General features: G+C 44.1%; 15 protein-coding genes and 2 rRNA genes. 2 read left to right on the top strand and 15 right to left on the bottom strand.

Features of this window, described 5'->3' with window-relative positions:
- Both EV210_RS04805 and EV210_RS04800 read right to left on the bottom strand, forming a co-directional pair.
- The gene (locus EV210_RS04805; protein ID WP_132076457.1) at positions 1–675 is read right to left on the bottom strand and encodes a response regulator transcription factor; all 675 of its coding nucleotides are present in this window, start codon (positions 673–675) and stop codon (positions 1–3) included.
- Between the two features lie 104 nt (positions 676–779).
- Positions 780–2,399, bottom strand: a complete 1,620-nt coding sequence (locus tag EV210_RS04800) for an ABC-F family ATP-binding cassette domain-containing protein (protein ID WP_132076454.1) — start codon at positions 2,397–2,399, stop codon at positions 780–782.
- Between the two features lie 218 nt (positions 2,400–2,617).
- On the opposite strand from EV210_RS04800, the gene EV210_RS04795 reads away from it, so the two are divergent.
- Positions 2,618–2,896 (top strand): hypothetical protein, encoded by a 279-nt coding sequence (locus tag EV210_RS04795; protein WP_132076451.1) that lies wholly within the window; start codon positions 2,618–2,620, stop codon positions 2,894–2,896.
- Between the two features lie 2 nt (positions 2,897–2,898).
- On the top strand, positions 2,899–3,354 hold the full coding sequence (locus EV210_RS04790) for a hypothetical protein (protein WP_132076448.1): 456 nt from the start codon (positions 2,899–2,901) through the stop codon (positions 3,352–3,354).
- 66 nt (positions 3,355–3,420) lie between these two features.
- Here the strand turns inward: EV210_RS04790 and EV210_RS04785 are convergent, their stop codons facing one another.
- The 13 genes from EV210_RS04785 to EV210_RS04725 all read right to left on the bottom strand — a co-directional run.
- Positions 3,421–4,437, bottom strand: coding sequence for a zinc-binding alcohol dehydrogenase family protein (locus tag EV210_RS04785; protein WP_243650442.1), 1,017 nt, complete (start codon positions 4,435–4,437; stop codon positions 3,421–3,423).
- A gap of 24 nt (positions 4,438–4,461) precedes the next feature.
- Positions 4,462–5,739, bottom strand: a complete 1,278-nt coding sequence (locus EV210_RS04780) for a TRAP transporter large permease (protein WP_132076442.1) — start codon at positions 5,737–5,739, stop codon at positions 4,462–4,464.
- Between the two features lie 7 nt (positions 5,740–5,746).
- Entirely contained in the window at positions 5,747–6,238 is a 492-nt protein-coding gene (locus EV210_RS04775) for a TRAP transporter small permease (protein WP_132076439.1), read from the bottom strand.
- Positions 6,239–6,312: 74 nt separating this feature from the next.
- Positions 6,313–7,341: a C4-dicarboxylate TRAP transporter substrate-binding protein gene (locus EV210_RS04770; RefSeq protein WP_132076436.1), complete on the bottom strand. Its 1,029-nt coding sequence runs from the start codon at positions 7,339–7,341 to the stop codon at positions 6,313–6,315.
- Between the two features lie 175 nt (positions 7,342–7,516).
- Positions 7,517–9,367 carry a sigma 54-interacting transcriptional regulator gene (locus EV210_RS04765; protein WP_132076433.1) on the bottom strand — a complete coding sequence of 617 codons (1,851 nt, stop codon included), beginning with the start codon at positions 9,365–9,367 and terminating at the stop codon, positions 7,517–7,519.
- 31 nt (positions 9,368–9,398) lie between these two features.
- Entirely contained in the window at positions 9,399–11,585 is a 2,187-nt protein-coding gene (locus EV210_RS04760; protein ID WP_132076430.1) for a DNA topoisomerase III, read from the bottom strand.
- A 29-nt stretch (positions 11,586–11,614) separates the two neighbouring features.
- Positions 11,615–12,010 carry a YkvA family protein gene (locus tag EV210_RS04755; protein ID WP_132076427.1) on the bottom strand — a complete coding sequence of 132 codons (396 nt, stop codon included), beginning with the start codon at positions 12,008–12,010 and terminating at the stop codon, positions 11,615–11,617.
- A 276-nt stretch (positions 12,011–12,286) separates the two neighbouring features.
- On the bottom strand, positions 12,287–14,356 hold the full coding sequence (locus EV210_RS04750; RefSeq protein WP_132076424.1) for a sigma-54-dependent Fis family transcriptional regulator: 2,070 nt from the start codon (positions 14,354–14,356) through the stop codon (positions 12,287–12,289).
- 152 nt (positions 14,357–14,508) lie between these two features.
- Positions 14,509–14,781: a hypothetical protein gene (locus EV210_RS04745; protein ID WP_132076421.1), complete on the bottom strand. Its 273-nt coding sequence runs from the start codon at positions 14,779–14,781 to the stop codon at positions 14,509–14,511.
- Between the two features lie 136 nt (positions 14,782–14,917).
- Positions 14,918–15,451, bottom strand: a complete 534-nt coding sequence (locus tag EV210_RS04740; protein WP_132076418.1) for a pyridoxamine 5'-phosphate oxidase family protein — start codon at positions 15,449–15,451, stop codon at positions 14,918–14,920.
- Positions 15,451–16,164 carry a type 1 glutamine amidotransferase gene (locus EV210_RS04735; protein WP_132076415.1) on the bottom strand — a complete coding sequence of 238 codons (714 nt, stop codon included), beginning with the start codon at positions 16,162–16,164 and terminating at the stop codon, positions 15,451–15,453. The genes EV210_RS04740 and EV210_RS04735 overlap by 1 nt, the downstream gene beginning before the upstream one ends.
- A gap of 528 nt (positions 16,165–16,692) precedes the next feature.
- Positions 16,693–16,809: ribosomal RNA gene (rrf, locus tag EV210_RS04730) — 5S ribosomal RNA — on the bottom strand.
- Between the two features lie 93 nt (positions 16,810–16,902).
- A 23S ribosomal RNA gene (locus EV210_RS04725) occupies positions 16,903–16,995 on the bottom strand; the annotation flags it as partial.

The following is a 16,995-nucleotide window of genomic DNA, read 5'->3' as shown; positions in this document are numbered from 1 at the left end:
CTATTTCTCCTTAAGGATAAAGCCTGCACCGCGAATGGTCTGAATTAGTGCATCCCGTCCATAGGGAGCAAGCTTCTTACGCAAATAATGAATGTATAAATCAACAATATTGATCGTAGTATCCGACTCCAATCCCCAAATGCGGTCATAAATTTGCTCCCGCGTCAGAATTTGCTCCCGGTTAATCAGTAAGAATTCCAGCAATTCATACTCCTTTACGGTTAGATGCAGCGGCACTTCATTAATAAAAGCATCTTTTACCCTGGCATTAATCGTAATTTCGCCATAGGATAATTCTCCTTCGTTCCCTATATTACCGCCACGGCGCAGCAAAGCTTTGACCCGGGCCAGCAGTTCCGGAACAGCAAACGGCTTGATCAAATAGTCATCCGCACCTGCTTCCAGGCCCGTAACCCGGTCTTCGATGCTGTCCCGGGCAGTCAGCAGCAATACGGGTATACCGATACCTTTTGCCCGTATTTTTTTAACAATAACTAAGCCGCTCATTTCCGGCAGCATAATATCCAGTACGACCAGATCATATATCCCTTGCAGCGCTTTATACAAGCCCTCACTGCCGGCAGCGGCTTCCTCTACCAGATAAAATTCCTCCTGCAGCACAGCAACTACCGCTTCGCGCAGCATATCGTCATCTTCTACAACGAGAATTCGCATGTAATCTTCTCCTTGTATTTCTTAACTTAAGTATGTGCCGATGCTACTGGTGCGATACGGTGATAATAAAAAAAGCAGTCCGTTCTATGCGGACTGCTGGGGTATTACTTACTATATAATTGAGCTAACAGCTTTTTGACATCAGCATTTTCTAAATACTCGTCATAGGTCATACGCCGGTCTACAATTCCCTTAGGAGTGATTTCAATAATCCGGTTGGCAACCGTTTGAATGAACTGATGGTCATGCGATACAAAGAGCATCGTCCCTTCGTAGTTCGTCAGGCCGGTATTCAAAGAGGTAATGGATTCTAAATCCAGATGGTTTGTCGGTTCATCAAGAATCAATACATTTGCACCGCTCAGCATCATCTTAGCGAGCATGCACCGCACTTTTTCGCCACCAGACAAAACATTAGATTCTTTTTGCGTCTCTTCTCCGGAGAACAGCATCCGTCCCAAAAAGCCGCGAATAAAGGATTCTTCCTGGTCACGGGAGAACTGACGCAGCCAGTCTACCAGATTTAATTCAACGCCGTCAAAATAAGCGGAGTTATCTTTCGGGAAGTACGCCTGCGAAGTAGTGACCCCCCATTTGAACTCACCACTGTCAGCAGGTAATTCGCCCATCAGAATTTTAAACAGAGTTGTTTTTGCTAAGCCGTCAGGACCAACAAACGCAATTTTATCGCCTTTGGCAACCATAAAGCTAATATCATTCAGAACGGTTTCACCATCAATTACTTTGCTGATGTTTTCCACATTCAGCAATTGAGCGCCTGCTTCCCGGTCAGGCTTAAAAGCCACATACGGATATTTACGGGAGGATGGCTTAATATCATCCAGAGTAAGTTTTTCCAATTGCTTTTTCCGGGAAGTAGCCTGTTTGGATTTCGAAGCATTTGCACTAAAGCGCTGAATAAAGTTTTGCAGATCTTTAATTTTATCTTCTTTTTTCTTATTCGCGTCTTTGGCCAGTTGAAGCGCCAATTGGCTTGATTCCAGCCAGAAATCATAGTTGCCTACATACAGTGAAATATTTTGGAAGTCAATATCGGCAATATGCGTACAAACCTTATTCAGGAAGTGACGGTCATGCGATACGACAATGACCGTATTCGGGAAATCATAAAGAAAATCTTCCAGCCAGGTAATCGATTCAATATCCAGATGGTTTGTCGGTTCATCCAGCAGCAGAATGTCCGGATTGCCGAAAAGCGCTTGTGCCAACAGCACACGTACTTTGTCGTTGCCGCTCAAATCAGCCATTTTTTGATAATGAAATTCCTCACCTATTCCCAGACCATTCAGCAACCGGGCTGCCTCTGTTTCTGCATCCCAGCCGTTAAGCTCAGCAAATTCACATTCTAATTCCGAAACCTTCATGCCGTCTTCATCAGAAAAATCAGGTTTGGCATATAATGCATCCTTTTCTTCCATAATAGCATAAAGCCGGGCATGCCCCATAATAACCGTCTTTAACACTTCAAACTCATCAAATTCATAATGGTTCTGTTTAAGAACGGCCAGACGTTCCCCCGGAGTAATCGCCACCTCTCCTGAAGTTGGCTCAATTTCTCCTGATAGGATCTTGAGGAAGGTTGATTTACCGGTACCATTTGCGCCAATCAGTCCATAACAATTGCCAGGAGTAAATTTTATATTGACGTCTTTAAAGAGAATTCGTTTACCAAATTGAAGGGTTAACCCATTTGTACTTATCATATTTCAACAACCATCTTTCGTAATGTACTTGCGAGTTATAATTTTATCATATATCCAAACATATGTCTAATTTTAGCAGGAAAATCAGCAGGCAAAGCAGTTAACATAGGTAGGTACTGATAAAAACATTGACTTTTTGCCCTTTTAACAGTATACTTTACTTCGTACAGCTTCTCTACTTTAGAGAAATAATTCGAAAAGGATTGTGATGATTACTGATGTCCGAGAGAATGAATCTACAGGATGTGCTTCGGGAATATGGTGTTCCTTTGGCAACGCTCAACGTAACGGCATCCCATGATGACTGCCTCCGCCTGCGGGAAAGGCTGATGGCGATCCGGAGCGTAAGTCAGGGCAACGACCAGGGATATTTGGAAGTAGCCTGTACCTTCTACATTGATGTCCATGATATCGACCGTTATCTCTCAGGCGAGCTGCCTAATTTGGCCGAAATTTACACCTTCCCTGAAGATGTAAAAACCCATACGGAGGAATAAAAATGAAAAAATTATTGATATTAACCTTTCTGTTTGCTTTTGCTTTTAATGCTGTCGGTTTCGCTGCTGTAAGCGGCGGCAAGCCTAAAATGTCTGCTCCCAAAGCCCCAAGTACTCAACAAGCCGCACCTTCTACTAATTCAGGCTATAAGCCTTCCGCTCCCGCTAACAGCTACAATGAAAAGGCTCCTGCAGCTGCTGCCAAGCCTGCTCAACAAAATGTTCAACAGCCCTCGTCCGGCGGCTTCCTGCGTAATATGGCGCTCTTAGGCGGCGGTATGATGCTGGGCAGCATGCTCGGAAATATGTTTGGCTTCGGCGGTATGTTCTCAGAAATGATCGGTCTTCTGTTCAATGTAATGCTCTTTGCCGGTGTATTTATGGCTGGTCGTTACCTGTGGAATAAATACAAAAAAAGTAAAGAAGAAGATCAATATAAAAACCGTTATAAAAACTAACCTTCCGGCTTACAGCCAGCGAAAAACCTTCCATGTAAACATGGAAGGTTTTTTTACTGTCTGATTTTACTTGAACTCGGCAATTACCTTCATATAATTGCCGGGATTAACGGATATATCGTGAACAATTTCCGGAATCTCTGCAAAAGAAATGGTCTTGGTAATGACAGCGGCAACATCCACTTCTTTTTGTGCAATTAAACGGATGCTTTCGGGAAATGCCTGAAAGCTGTTGCGTGCTCCGACAATATCCAGCTCTTTTTTAGTAAACAAGGCCGTTGGGAGCGCGACCTCGCCTTTCGGATAACCGACTAAAGATATCCGGCCTGAATATGCCACATAATCAATAGAACTGCGAATAGCAGCAGCATTGCCGGAAGCCTCAACGACAACTTCCGCCATTGTGCCTCCGGTAATTGACTTTATGACCTCAACCGCATTCTCTTTTACCGGATTAATAGTATATTTTACACCGGCCTGGCGGGCCATTGCCAGTCTCTCCTCTACCGGATCAACCATAATGGGGTTCGCGCCGATAGTCATAGCATACTGAGCAGCCAGCAGACCAATTGGGCCGCAGCCTGTAATTACCGCATATTCACCCTGCCGTAAGCGCGAGCGGTTCACGGCATGTATAGAAATGGTAAGCGGTTCCGCCATCACTAAATGATTCCAGGGAATCCCGGCTGGCACTTTGTGCACCAAGTGACAGGGATGATAAATATATTCCGCCATCCCCCCATCAATGTGAACTCCCCGGACAGTCAAATTCTCGCAGCAATTGGTTCGTTGATTGCGGCAGGGATAGCACGCACCGCAATAGACATAGGGTTCCAGCACAACTCTGTCACCAACGGCGATAGAGACTTCACCTGCCGGCACTGCCACAACCTCACCGGCTACCTCGTGACCAATAACTCGCGGATAGGTAACGAGCGGGCTTGTTCCTAAATAAGCACTGATATCAGAGCCGCAGATCCCCACACTTTTCACGCTAATCAAGATTTGATCTGCTTTATATTCAGGTTGAGCAATATCTGCAACCTGAATATCACCTGCTTCCTTTAAATAGATTGCCTTCACGTGACCCACTCCCATACCGATGATTTATATTAAATCAGCTAAAATTAAAGATAATGCAGGTATATAGGTAGTCGCAGCTAAAGCAATCAACAACGCTATATAAAAAGGAAGAATTTCTTTTAGGAATTCATCCATCTTTACTCCTGTCAAGTTACAGGTAAGAAACATGGTTGTTCCAAAAGGCGGTGTAATCGCGCCGATAGAAAGATTAAAAATCATAGTAATACCGAAGTGAACGGGATCAATTCCCAATAAATGTACAGTAGGCATTAACAGAGGAGTTAAAACAATAATGGCAGCATTACCATCGAGAAACATACCGAGAATCAACAGAAAAACGTTGACAATCAGGAGAAACACGTATGGATTTGTTGTAAAATCAGTCAGCATCGCCGTTACATCGCTGGCAACGCCTTCCCAGGTCAGCATCCAGGCAAATCCGGCTGAAGACATTAAAATAAGCATAATCGAACCGTTGGCACGAGCAGACTCTGCCAAGGCCGATTTTACATCAGCCCACGTAGTTGCCCGGTAGGCAAAACCGACAATCAGCGAGTAAATCACGGTAACTGCTCCTGCCTCCGTGGGCGTAAATATGCCATACCGGATACCACCTAAGATAATAACCATCAGCATTAAACCCCAGAAGGCATCTTTGGTTGCCACAAGCACTTCCTTGGTGCTGGGCTTTGTGGTGCGTACCGGTTTATAGCCGCGCCGTTTCGCAATCCAGTCGACTGTAATCATCAACAAAAGGGTAAGCAGAATACCTGGTCCCATACCGCCTAGAAACAGCTTGCCGATCGAGGTATCGGAAACGAAACCATAGATAATTAGTCCAATGCCGGGAGGTAAAATTGGTCCCAGCAGTGCAGAAGCTGAAGTTAAGGCCGCTGCAAAAGGTTTGCTGTACCCGTTGCGGACCATTTCGGGAACAAGTACTTTACAAATCATGGCCGCATCAGCCAGGCCTGCTCCGGAAGGACCGCCAATAAGAGCACCGAGAACAACGTTAGTTTGGGCAAGACCGCCCCGTAAATGTCCGGACAGCAAGTCAGACAATTTAAGCAGCCGCTGCGTAATACCAGTATAGTTTAAGATTGACCCCAGCATCATGAAAAAGGGAATAGCTAAAAGTGGTATATTATCAGCGCCGCCAATCATACGCTGGATAACCATTACAGGTGATAAATCATTGCTGATGAAAAAATACACAAATGTTGCCAGGGTGATGGCAAATGCTACCGGAACGTTAATCCCGGCAAGTACCATCATAACTAAGGATGCAATTAAAACCGTCATATTTTCCTTACTCTCCTAAGTCACATTTTTTGCGCTTGCCTGTAATATCCAGCCAGGTAAGCTCAAGATAGTAAATCAGCATGAAGACGCTTGCCACCGGAATGGCCAAATCCACATACGTATAGGGTATACCAAGCATCGGTGTTACTTTATCGGCGGCCCCCATGGACAGCTCCCAGCCGTACCAAATCATCAGCAGTAATGTGATGATTACGCAGATATCAGCTGCTATTGTTGCAGTCCGTTCATATTTTGGAGGCAAGCGGCGGACTAAGACATCAATACTGCAATGTCCTTCGACCTTGATGACAGATGCAGCACCAATCATCGTAAGCCATACAAAAGTAAAAATAGTCACTTCCTCAACCCAGCCCCAGGGAGCCCCTACAACATAACGCATAAATACATTAGCACAAGCTAATAAGACAATGAAGGCCATTAAAGCCATTCCCACGATTTCATCTATCTTTTTTATGAAATTCCAGATCACTTGCCCCACTAAGTCACACCCCTTGCTATTCTGATTAGATCGGCCCCGGTTTTAGCAACCGAGGCCGATCGTATCTAGTATTTTTACTTGCTATTGATAATCGCGACTACCTTGTCATACAAATCAGCTGGGAACTCTTTAAACTTCTTATGCACGTCTTTTGTAGCTTCTTTAAATGCAGCCCGGTCAACATTTTCTACGACCTGTACTCCGGCTGCCTTCATTTTTTCAATGCATTCTTTATCGGCTTTTTCATTTTCTTTTATTAAGAATCGGCCGGCTTCCTCGCCTGTTTCTTTCAGCATCGCCACAATTTCAGGAGGAAGTTTTTCAATGAACTTTGTGCCTGCAATCCAGGTAGAAAGATTCACTTGATGGCGGGTCAGCGATAAGTATTTAGCACCTTCATACATTTTTCCGCCAAAATGTACGGGGATAGGATTTTCCGCTCCATTAATTACACCTTGCATGATTCCAGGATACGCTTCTGCTAAAGGCATTGGCGTAGCAGTTGCTCCCATTGCATTCATCATCTCAGTAGAAAGACGGATGTTAGGAACCCGGATTTTAAGACCTTCAAGATCTGCCGGCTTTGTGACAGGCTTAGTAGCAATAATATGGCGATCACCATAAATCCATTTGCTGTGAACAACATACAGACCTTTGGTTTCTAATTTCTTAGACATATCTTTAAAGAGATCACTGTCAACAAGCTTAAACAGCTGTTCTTTATTATCGTAGAGATATGGCAGGTACGTTACGCCGAACTCAGGAACATAATCCATTAAAAATCCACCATCGGAAATGGTGATGACGTTCGCACCAATGGTAAGCTGTTCTGTAACATCTTTTTGTGAACCTAATTGAGAGCTAGGGAAATATTGAAATTCAACTTGACCCTTGCTTTTCTCTTTCATCAAACGGCCCCATTCACGAACGGCCTTGTCATTTGGTTCACCTACGTTATTTCCATATGCTATTTTAATTACAATTTTTTCACCGGATTTTGCAGCGTTTGTTCCGCTTCCTCCGCCGCAGCCTACTAAGAACATGGAAAGAACCACCATACAGGCCGCCAGTACAAGAAACTTCTTCGTCAGAAAATTATTCAAAACATTATCCCCCTTCACAATATACAAAAAAAAGTTAAGAATCAGTTTTTTCTTTATTCTCCTCCTTATAACAATTAATACGAATAATACAACAATTATATATAGCAAAATTCATGCCAAGCCCTTCTGGGCACATAATCACGCTAAATTACCTAATTTGTTTCATAATTGAAATTCACTTCGTTTCATAACTGTAATCATTTTTCATTTTACGCCACAGTGTTACCCGGCTGATCCCTAAACGATAGCAAACTTCTTCCGCACTATATCGGGATAACAAATGCCTGATGATTTGTGCTTCCATTGATTTTAACGTTCCTTTTTCCTGAACAGTGATATAGCTGCCACTGCCGACCTGCACTTCGTTTTCCTGAAAAATAGCGGCAATCTGCCCGGCAGTCACAATTTCTTCCTCACTATAAACAACTACTTCCGCCATATTTCTAAGCTCCCGGATATTGCCGGGCCAGGGATACGCCTTTAGCAGCTTCATCACATTAGCATGTATGGTTACTGCTTTCTGTTCTTTAGCTGCCAGCTTATGCACGTAATATTCAAATATAGGCGGAATATCTTCCAAACGTTCCCGTAACGGCGGCAAACGTAAGCGTAACACACAAATCCGGTAATACAAGTCAGCCCGGAATCCCCCCTGCTTAACATGCGTCAACAGGTCCCGGTTCGTGGCTGAAATAATTCTCACATCGACTGGTATAATTTTATCATCGCCGATACGCATAATCTCTTTCTCCTGCAGTACCCTGAGCAAACGACTCTGAATATCGGGCGAAAGCTCGCCGATTTCATCGAGAAAAATAGTCCCACCGTGAGCCAATTCAAACAGGCCCTGCTTACCGCCTTTACGGGCACCGGTAAAAGCTCCTTCCACATAGCCGAACAATTCGCTCTCCAGCAGGTTAGGCGGAATAGACGCAGTATTAACGGACACAAAGGGTCCTCTGCTGCGCCTGCTGTGATTATGTATGCTCTGCGCCAGAATTTCCTTTCCCGTTCCTGTTTCACCGTAAATCAGCAAATTCGAATCGTATTTCGCATAATTTTTTGCTTTATGTATAATGTTTTGCATTACTTCTGATTGACTGATAATATCAGCAAATGTATCTTTGGCGTACAAGCCTTTCTGATAGGAAGAGAGGCGAATCTTCCGTTCAGAATCCTGAATATTACTTACTTCCTGAAACGTTATGATATCGCCTCTCTTACGATTATTAAATTCCAGAGGAATAACGCGGGCAAGCAAACTTGTTCCATTTATAGTCACAATTCTTTCCTGGTTACGGTATTGAAGAAACTTCTCAATATGACTTTCATGAATACTTTGACCAACGGCTCCACAAATCCGCCGGGCAAAGTTATTGCAGAAACTAACCTGTTTATCCCCGGTGACCGCAATGATTCCTTCTTCAATATTATCGATAATTGCCGTCAACTGAGCAGCTTGCAGGTGCTCTCTTTCCTTTGCCCGGATAATCCGCATTGCCTCTTCAATTGCCTTGCGGATCGATATTGTACTGGAATCGAGAAGTTCCGCCACAATGCCGCAGCGTTTCGCTGTTTCGTATGCCATACGGCAGCCGATAACAGCTTTAACCCCTTTTTCATACAGCTGAAAAACAGTTTGTGCGATCTCTTCTTCATCTACGCAGGAGCGAATATAAATCTGCGTATCAGCTATGCGAAAGTCTCCTACTGTTCCATCAAATATATTAGCACGGCTCACAATGCCAATGCTTTGAATGCCATCCCGGGTGAGATGGCTTAAAGCACTAAGCAAGTCATTCGTGGACATGGTAATTTCAACTACGACAATACCTGCTATCTCGCTGATTTTTTCGGCAACTCCGCCGCGGCTGATCACCACTTCCACTCCCGGATGCCGCTGCAGCTTGGCCTGCGCATTGTAATCATCAGCAACCTCCACCAGCAGTGGAATCTTCAGCTCTTTTGCAATATTTGCGGCAATATTGGCCATGCTGTTAAAAGGTGCCAGAAATAGTACAGGCATCAACTAAACCACCTCTCCTCACTACATGTTATTACAGCTTTAATTTCGCAAGTGCTTCCGCAAGTGCGTTATTAATCGGCTCATCTTTTGACTGCTGCTGTTCTTTCATAAATCTAGCTACATCTTTCTTAGAAACATTTGTGGTTTCTTTTTTTCTTCTTTCCGTAAAGGCCGACAGTTTTTCCCGGTACCCGCAGGCGCATGTAAACAGCTGGTTTTCTCCTTCGCCGCGCATTTCCAGCTTTTTGTGGCAGTTGGGGCAGCGAGCATTGGTAAGACGGGCAATACCTTTCCGGTGACCACATTCCCGATCCTGACAAACAAGCATTTTGCCCTTCTTACCATTTACCTCCAGCATATATTTGCCGCAATCAGGGCACTTGCTTCTGGTCATATTATCGTGACGAAACTTTTCCTGGCTGTTTTTAATCTCCTCTACTGCCGTCTTAGTATACTTTTTAATATCTGCCAGGAACTCACTCTTTCGCAGCCGCCCTTTGGCGATGGCGCTTAATCGCTGCTCCCATTCGGCAGTCAACGCTGGCGAACGCAAATCATCAGGCACCAGTTCCAGCAATTGCCTGCCTTTTGCCGTAATGGCAATATCTTTGCCTTTTTTCTCGATCAGAAAGCTTTGAAACAGCTTTTCGATAATGTCGGCCCGTGTCGCAACTGTCCCTAAACCGCCCGTCTCTCCCAGTGTTTTCTTTAATGACTCGTCTGCCTTATTGAGATATTTCGCGGGATTCTCCATTGCCGATAACAACGTACCTTCATTAAAGGGTGCCGGTGGTTTTGTTTCACTTGTATTTAACGTAAAAACAGCAATCGGCAGTTTATCTCCTTTATTGAGCAGTGGCAAAAGCTGTTCTTTAATTTCTTCTTTCGTATCTTCATCCTCTAAATCAGATTGGTAGATTTCTTTCCAGCCCATGGCAATGACTGTTTTGCCTCTGGCAACAAAAGTGTGTCCCCCTATGTCGGCTTTAATGGTTGTTTGTTCATACTCAAAGGGCGGATACAACACTGCCAGGAAACGTTTGATTACTAAATCATAAATTTTCCGTTCCTTCTCGCTTAATGCGGACAAAATAACCGTCTGCTCAGTGGGAATGATGGCGTGGTGATCCGATACCTTTTTATCATCCACAAAAGCAGCATTCGCTTTTATCGGTGCTTTTCCAATCTTAAAAGCAAGTTTTGTATAGGGGCCGACACTGCAGGCATGGACCCGGTCCTTTAATGTCTCAACAAGATCAGTGGAGATATAGCGGGAATCAGTACGGGGATATGTTAAAACTTTATGGGTTTCATACAGCTTTTGCATGATAGAGAGCGTTTCTTTTGCTGAATAACCAAAAAATTTGTTTGCATCACGCTGCAGTTCAGTCAAATCATAAAGCTGCGGTGAGAAGCGTTTTTTATAAGCTTTATCAACGGCCGTAACCGTTGCGCTTTGCTGCTTCAGCGCTGCTATAATAGCTTCGCATTTATCTTTATCAAAGCTGCGGGTTTCATTGGTCTTATTATCCTGCCAGGTAAGCTGCAGCTTGTCAGCCACAGCAGAAATTCCATAGTACTTACGCGGCTTAAAATGCTGTATTTCTTCTTCCCGCTGGGCAATCATCGCTAGGGTCGGTGTCTGAACTCTGCCGCACGACAGCTGGGCATTAAACTTGCAGGTCAAGGCTCGGGTTGCATTAAGCCCAACATACCAATCGGCCTCTGAACGGGCCACTGCCGAATAATAAAGATTATCGTATTCTTTTCCGGGGCGCAAATTGCTAAACCCTTGCTGGATGGCCTTATCCGTAACCGACGAAATCCATAAGCGCTTTAAGGGCTTATTGCTATTCGCTTTTTCAATAATCCACCGGGCCACCAGTTCTCCTTCGCGGCCCGCATCGGTAGCAACAACAATTTCCGTAATATCCTTACGATGCAGCTGCTCTTTAACAATTTGAAACTGCCTGGAGCTTTGCTTAATGACCACAAGCTTCAAATGCTCCGGCAGCATGGGTAGATCTTCAATTCGCCAGGTTTTATATTTATCGTCATACGCTTCCGGATCGGCTAATGTGACCAAATGGCCTAATGCCCACGTTACAACGTATTTATCTCCTTCAAAATATCCGTTGCCCTGCTTTGAGCAGCGCAGTACGCGGGCAAGATCCCGGCCTACAGACGGTTTTTCTGCTAATACCAATACTTTTGCCATACTATATCCTCACTCTCAACTATAGGTAATTATTTTTGAATGAAATAGATGATCCCGCCAATGACAAAAACAAGCCAGGCCAAACCAATCAAACCGACCAGGCCGACCATAAAAGGAATTCGCTTACGCCATTTTTTACTTTCCTGCTCGCTCTCTAACCGGACCTGCTTAGGCAATAACTGTGTCAATGCGAGTATCCCTGCCGGAACGATCGTCAGATCGTCGGCGATCCCCAGAAAGGGCAAATAATCGGGTATTATATCAATTGGACTAATTACGTATATTGTCATAAATACAAGCAAACCCCTGACATAAGCAGGTGTTTTCGGATTTTTCCATGCATAATATAAAATCAGCACATCGTCCTTTATTTGAACAAGCCAACCCCAAAACCGCAATATACCGCCACCTCGCAACACTTTCATCACCACCTGACTTTAATACCGTGTCACATCTAATTCAGTGAATACTGACGGTCTGTTTTGTGCAACCAATCGTTGTCGTCAGTCAGCATACGTCCGGTATGCCTCCCTCCTCCGCCTTGATTTGCAGAAAACAGCCTCGCCATTATCCTACCGTTTTAGATCTGACACGGTACTAGCTTCTCCTCATTATAGCTTGTTCATAGCAAGATGCGCAAAACAAATAATAACAATACTGTCGGGGGGGACACTCAATACGTCCCCCCCGACAGCAGCAAACTACCCTAAATCGTATTTCTTCAGTTTTTCATACAGAGTTGATCGATGTATTCCCAAAAGGCGGGCTGCCACCGTCCTATTTCCATCCGCCTGACGCAGTATTTCCACAATCTTTTCTTTCTCTGTTTGTCTTTCTGCTTCACTGGCAAGAGGTCCGGCATCTTGATTATCATGCTGCTGTAACGGAATTTGCAGCACCGTAAGGTGACTTGGTTTAATTTCAACAGCCCCGGTCATTACGGCCAGCTTCTCCATACAATTTAGCAGTTCCCGGACATTTCCCGGCCAGCTGTAGCTGCGCAATATAGCATTAGTCTGAGCGGACAGCTTTTTAGCGGGTATCTTCAGCTTGGCACAAACTGCTTGCAGCAGTATAGACGCTAATTCACTAAAGTCTTCCATGCGTTCTCTAAGAGACGGCAGCTGCAGGTGAATTACATTGAGGCGGTAATATAAATCTTCGCGAAAGGTCTTTGCAATCACCATTTTACTCAAGTTTTTGTTCGTTGCAGCGATAATCCGAACATCGCAGGAAATAACAGTGTTGCCACCTATCCGCTCTATTTTTTTATCCTGCAAAACCCGAAGTAATTTGGCCTGCATGACTAAAGGCATATCCCCTACTTCATCTAAAAAAACAGTCCCCTGATCAGCCAATTCAAATTTGCCTTTTTTCCCACCTTTTCTGGCACCGGTAAAAGCACCTTCTTCGAAGCCAAATAATTCAGCTTCCAAAAGCTCTGGAGGTATTGCTGCACAATTTACACAGACAAACGGCTTATTCTGTCTTTCACTTGCGTTATGAATTGCATGGGCAAACACTTCTTTTCCTGTACCGCTTTCTCCTGTAATAAGTACGCCGCTATTACTAGCCGCAGCTTTTGCCGCGATATTCTTCGCCTGGACGATTTTACGGGACTGTCCGATTATATTTTCAAACGTGAAGCAAGCAGTGTGCAGGCCTGCTGTTTCTATTTTTTCCTGCTGATATTGTTGAGCCAGAATCGTTAATTTTTTTTGCAGATCTTTTAACTGATTCCCATCAAAACTGATAAATTCTCCTAATGCCCCTTTAATTTTTCCCTCGGCAAATAGAGGTAAGCGGTTCAATAAAAAAATTCGGCCTTCATAACAAAAAAGTTGATACACATCAGGCACGCCTGTTTCGGCAACTGTCACCAGATGAGCTTCAGGAAACAAATCAACCAGCGAAGAGCCAATGATCTCTTCCCGATCATAACCAAACATTTCTTCAAAAAACGTATTAACTCTTGTTATATAACCGTTTTTGTCAATTACAGCAATCCCACGGTGCGTGTTCTCTATTACCTCTTCTAATAATTGCGACTCTGTTTGCAGTGAATTATATTTGTCAGTAATAGCTTGTAATTCAGATGAATCCTGAATGACTGTCACGGCCCCAACGACTTCCATTCCTTGCATAATAGGCGAAGTACTAAAAGAAAGACTTTGACCGTTAATTACGCATCGACGCTTCAGCCTGCCTTCGCCTGTGACTACTACTTGCTTCAGTAAGAAGTCATTTGTAATAACCCCTATATCCTCACCCATTACATCCCGGGCATTAACATTAAGCAGTCTTGCAGCGCCTTCATTTATTGTAACAATTCGACCGTAGCTGTCGATAACAAGTATGCCGCTATGAGCGGAATGAATGATAGCAGCAATTTCACTTTCCGATCGCTCTAGCTGCGCATGAAATGCCCGCAAAAACGTACTCTTGGTAATAATACCGACCAACTTATTGTTTTCATCTACCACTGGCAGACGTTTTACCGGAATGTCCCAGGCTTCTTCCAACGTGGAATCGGGTCTTACCGTAATTACATTCGTGCACATAAAGGAACGTACAGGTTCATGAAGCGGCAAATTATTAAGTATCGCCTTAATCAGTTGCGCAAAAGTAACAATACCGCATACTCTTTTTTGCTCATCAATAACGGGAGCACCCTTAATCTGGTATTTATAAAAAAGAAAAGCTGCATCAGACAGAGTATTGTAAGACCAGAGTGCCTTAGGTTCCAGAGTCATATAATTGCGAACCAGCATACCGAAACTCCTCCCAAGCCTGATTCTCTTGTTTTATTTTTCACTCCAGCTTTAATTATCCTGCTGAATTGGCTATTTTTTTATTATTCGGAAAATAAAAAGGTGTCGGATACTGTCTGTGGCGACAGATACCCGACACCTTTTATCTGTTATTATGCCCGGGTGTGCCAGTAGCCCACTGTTTCATATTGTCCCTGGTTATCACAGGAGGAACTATTGGTTGCATATCCCTGATACTCAGCTTTTTGAAAGAAATCGCTGCTTTGCTCTTCATTAGTAGTAGTAAATTCCTGGCTGCCACAGCCTCTTACCAGCAGGCTTTCAAATTGAATCATACCACCATTTTCAATAGCCTTACGGACATATGTCCCCTGAAGACATTCTTTTCCATCCATCTTTTGTAATAACACGTTAAAATCAGACATTTTTACTCCCCCTCTATAGCTTCTAGCCTTTACTATTGCATAAACTGTGCCAGACACTAAAGCCCAGACTACCTACAGCCAATTACAGCCATTGATTGCAAAACGCATCAATGGCTGTAATTACAAGCATTATTCACTAGCACTTTTTTAGATGGAAAAGGTCCTCAGGAACAGCCGCATTCTCTTTAGCTGTTATTTCCTGCGGCGTTAGGCGGAAAACTGCCACCGCATTACCGTCATGGGAAGAGCGATATTTTTCAATCAGGGTAGTCGATAATGTGTTGCGGTAATACTTCGGCAAAAATTTATCAAGCAGCATCTGGAGAGCGTCGGCAGACTCTGCAAAATCGGTCACCTTTTCAGCCTTACCGAAAAGCATTACACTCATATATGCTGTATCCGCATGACAAGGTACCGGATCAGTCACTGTGCCCTCTTCCTTATAAATTGTAAAACACACTTGCGGCTCCTGCGCAAGGATCGCTACCTTTCTGCCCGAGCCCATTCCATGAAAGTAAATGGAACCGTTGTGCCACACATAATTCACCGGAACTGCATAGGGAAGACCATCGCTCACCATCCCGATGATACCAACTCTTTCCCGTAAAAGAAAAGCTTCGATTTTCTCCTGGTCTGTGCAGTTGCGCCGCTTATAACTAACCTCATGCATTACAGAGCACCATCCCTATCCATTTTTTCTAATTGTGTAAGAAATTGCTCCATCCACTTATTATTTTGTTCAATATATTCTGGATGAGCAAGCAGTTCCTCCGGAGTCTGCACATAATCGCCAGGGGTCATCTCAGATCTGCAGTTTTCCACAAGACTATTAATAATTGGCAATGTATTCTCCAAATGATACTGAAATCCAAAGACCCTTTTTCGATAAATGAAAGCCTGATGCCTACAAGCATCACTTTGGGCTATGCACTGTGCAGCCTCCGGCAAAACACTAAAAGTATCTCCATGCCACTGAAATACAACGGGCTCCTCAGGGAAAAATGAAAATAAAGGCGTCGACCTTGCTTCTTCACTTAACCGCACAGGCAGCCAGCCAATTTCCTTGTGACGATTTTGCATCACCTTACCGCCTATTACATCAGCGATTAATTGCCCGCCAAGACAAAGGCCAATAATTATTTTCCCCGCCTCTATAGAATCCCGAATAAATAGCTTTTCTCCAGCCAGCCATGGATACATGTCTTCTTCATAAACATTCATTGGCCCTCCCATAATCACTAACCAGTCGAAATCCTGCTGTCCGGGAAATACGTCACTCCGGTATAATTGTGTACTTGATACTTCATGACCATTTTTCTCAGCCCAGGTTAATATGCTTCCGGGGTTTTCAAAGGGGACATGCTGCAAATAGTGGAGTCTCATCTGTCTTCCAATCCTTCCATAATGAATGTAAGCCTTTGCTCCATCCAGTTAAACTATCTTTGTAGTGCAATTTATACCTATCCCTTGCTCTTCGATCCCCTTTGCCAGAGTTCCTGCTCAGAACGTTGTTTGCCAGCTTTCCATCGCTGCGAGGTAGGGGGAGTGTCGTTGCATTAGCGTAGGTTAAGCGACAGTGTCGGAGCGTTGCAATGACTCTTCCCCCTGCCGGGCCTTTCACTTCAAAGCTAAAAGCACTCACCTAACAATACGGATCTACTTAGGCTTCACTCTAGCACTTCATCGCTGACGAGTCAGGGGGAGTGCCGTTGCATAAGCGTAGGTTAAGCGACAGCGTCGGAGCGTTGTAATGGCACTCTCCCTGCCGGGCCTCTCACTCAAAGCTAATAACCACTCACCTAACAATTCTAATAAGATTCTGCTATATACACTCTATTGCTGATTCCCCTGCCGGGCCTTTACAAGACAGACAAAACAAAAAAGCACTCACATTCGTAAGTGCTTTTTGCTAATCAGCGACTCCCTATCCTCCCAGGCCGTTTCCAGCCAAGTACTTTCGGCGTATATGGGCTTAACTACCGTGTTCGGGATGGGAACGGGTGGATCCCCATAGCTATCGCCACTGAATTTTTAACAGGTGAACATCCTTCATTCAGGTATATTCCCTGAAAACTTCACAGAAGAAGAATACTTTGCGCTTTTTATTCATTAGGGCTTATTTAAGTCAAGCCCTCGGCCTATTAGTACCAGTCAGCTGAAATGGTTGCCCATCTTACACACCTGGCCTATCTACCTTGTCGTCTACAAGGGGCC

Origin of the sequence: Anaerospora hongkongensis, assembly GCF_004339805.1 — a bacterium.
In the GTDB taxonomy this organism is placed as follows: domain Bacteria; phylum Bacillota; class Negativicutes; order Sporomusales; family DSM-15969; genus Anaerospora; species Anaerospora hongkongensis.
The sequence above is the reverse complement of the archived record's forward strand: the minus strand, read 5'-3'. Positions and strand labels throughout refer to the sequence as shown.

Excerpts from the sequence above, each read along its gene's own strand:
- EV210_RS04790 (WP_132076448.1), top strand. The coding sequence starts at position 2,899 with ATGAAAAAATTATTGATATTAACCTTTCTGTTTGCTTTTGCTTTTAAT.
- EV210_RS04765 (WP_132076433.1), bottom strand. The coding sequence starts at position 9,367 with ATGCCTGTACTATTTCTGGCACCTTTTAACAGCATGGCCAATATTGCC.
- EV210_RS04805 (WP_132076457.1), bottom strand. The coding sequence starts at position 675 with ATGCGAATTCTCGTTGTAGAAGATGACGATATGCTGCGCGAAGCGGTA.
- EV210_RS04735 (WP_132076415.1), bottom strand. The coding sequence starts at position 16,164 with ATGAGACTCCACTATTTGCAGCATGTCCCCTTTGAAAACCCCGGAAGC.
- EV210_RS04755 (WP_132076427.1), bottom strand. The coding sequence starts at position 12,010 with ATGAAAGTGTTGCGAGGTGGCGGTATATTGCGGTTTTGGGGTTGGCTT.
- EV210_RS04795 (WP_132076451.1), top strand. The coding sequence starts at position 2,618 with ATGTCCGAGAGAATGAATCTACAGGATGTGCTTCGGGAATATGGTGTT.
- EV210_RS04800 (WP_132076454.1), bottom strand. The coding sequence starts at position 2,399 with ATGATAAGTACAAATGGGTTAACCCTTCAATTTGGTAAACGAATTCTC.
- EV210_RS04745 (WP_132076421.1), bottom strand. The coding sequence starts at position 14,781 with ATGTCTGATTTTAACGTGTTATTACAAAAGATGGATGGAAAAGAATGT.
- EV210_RS04740 (WP_132076418.1), bottom strand. The coding sequence starts at position 15,451 with ATGCATGAGGTTAGTTATAAGCGGCGCAACTGCACAGACCAGGAGAAA.
- EV210_RS04750 (WP_132076424.1), bottom strand. The coding sequence starts at position 14,356 with ATGCTGGTTCGCAATTATATGACTCTGGAACCTAAGGCACTCTGGTCT.
- EV210_RS04760 (WP_132076430.1), bottom strand. The coding sequence starts at position 11,585 with ATGGCAAAAGTATTGGTATTAGCAGAAAAACCGTCTGTAGGCCGGGAT.
- EV210_RS04780 (WP_132076442.1), bottom strand. The coding sequence starts at position 5,739 with ATGACGGTTTTAATTGCATCCTTAGTTATGATGGTACTTGCCGGGATT.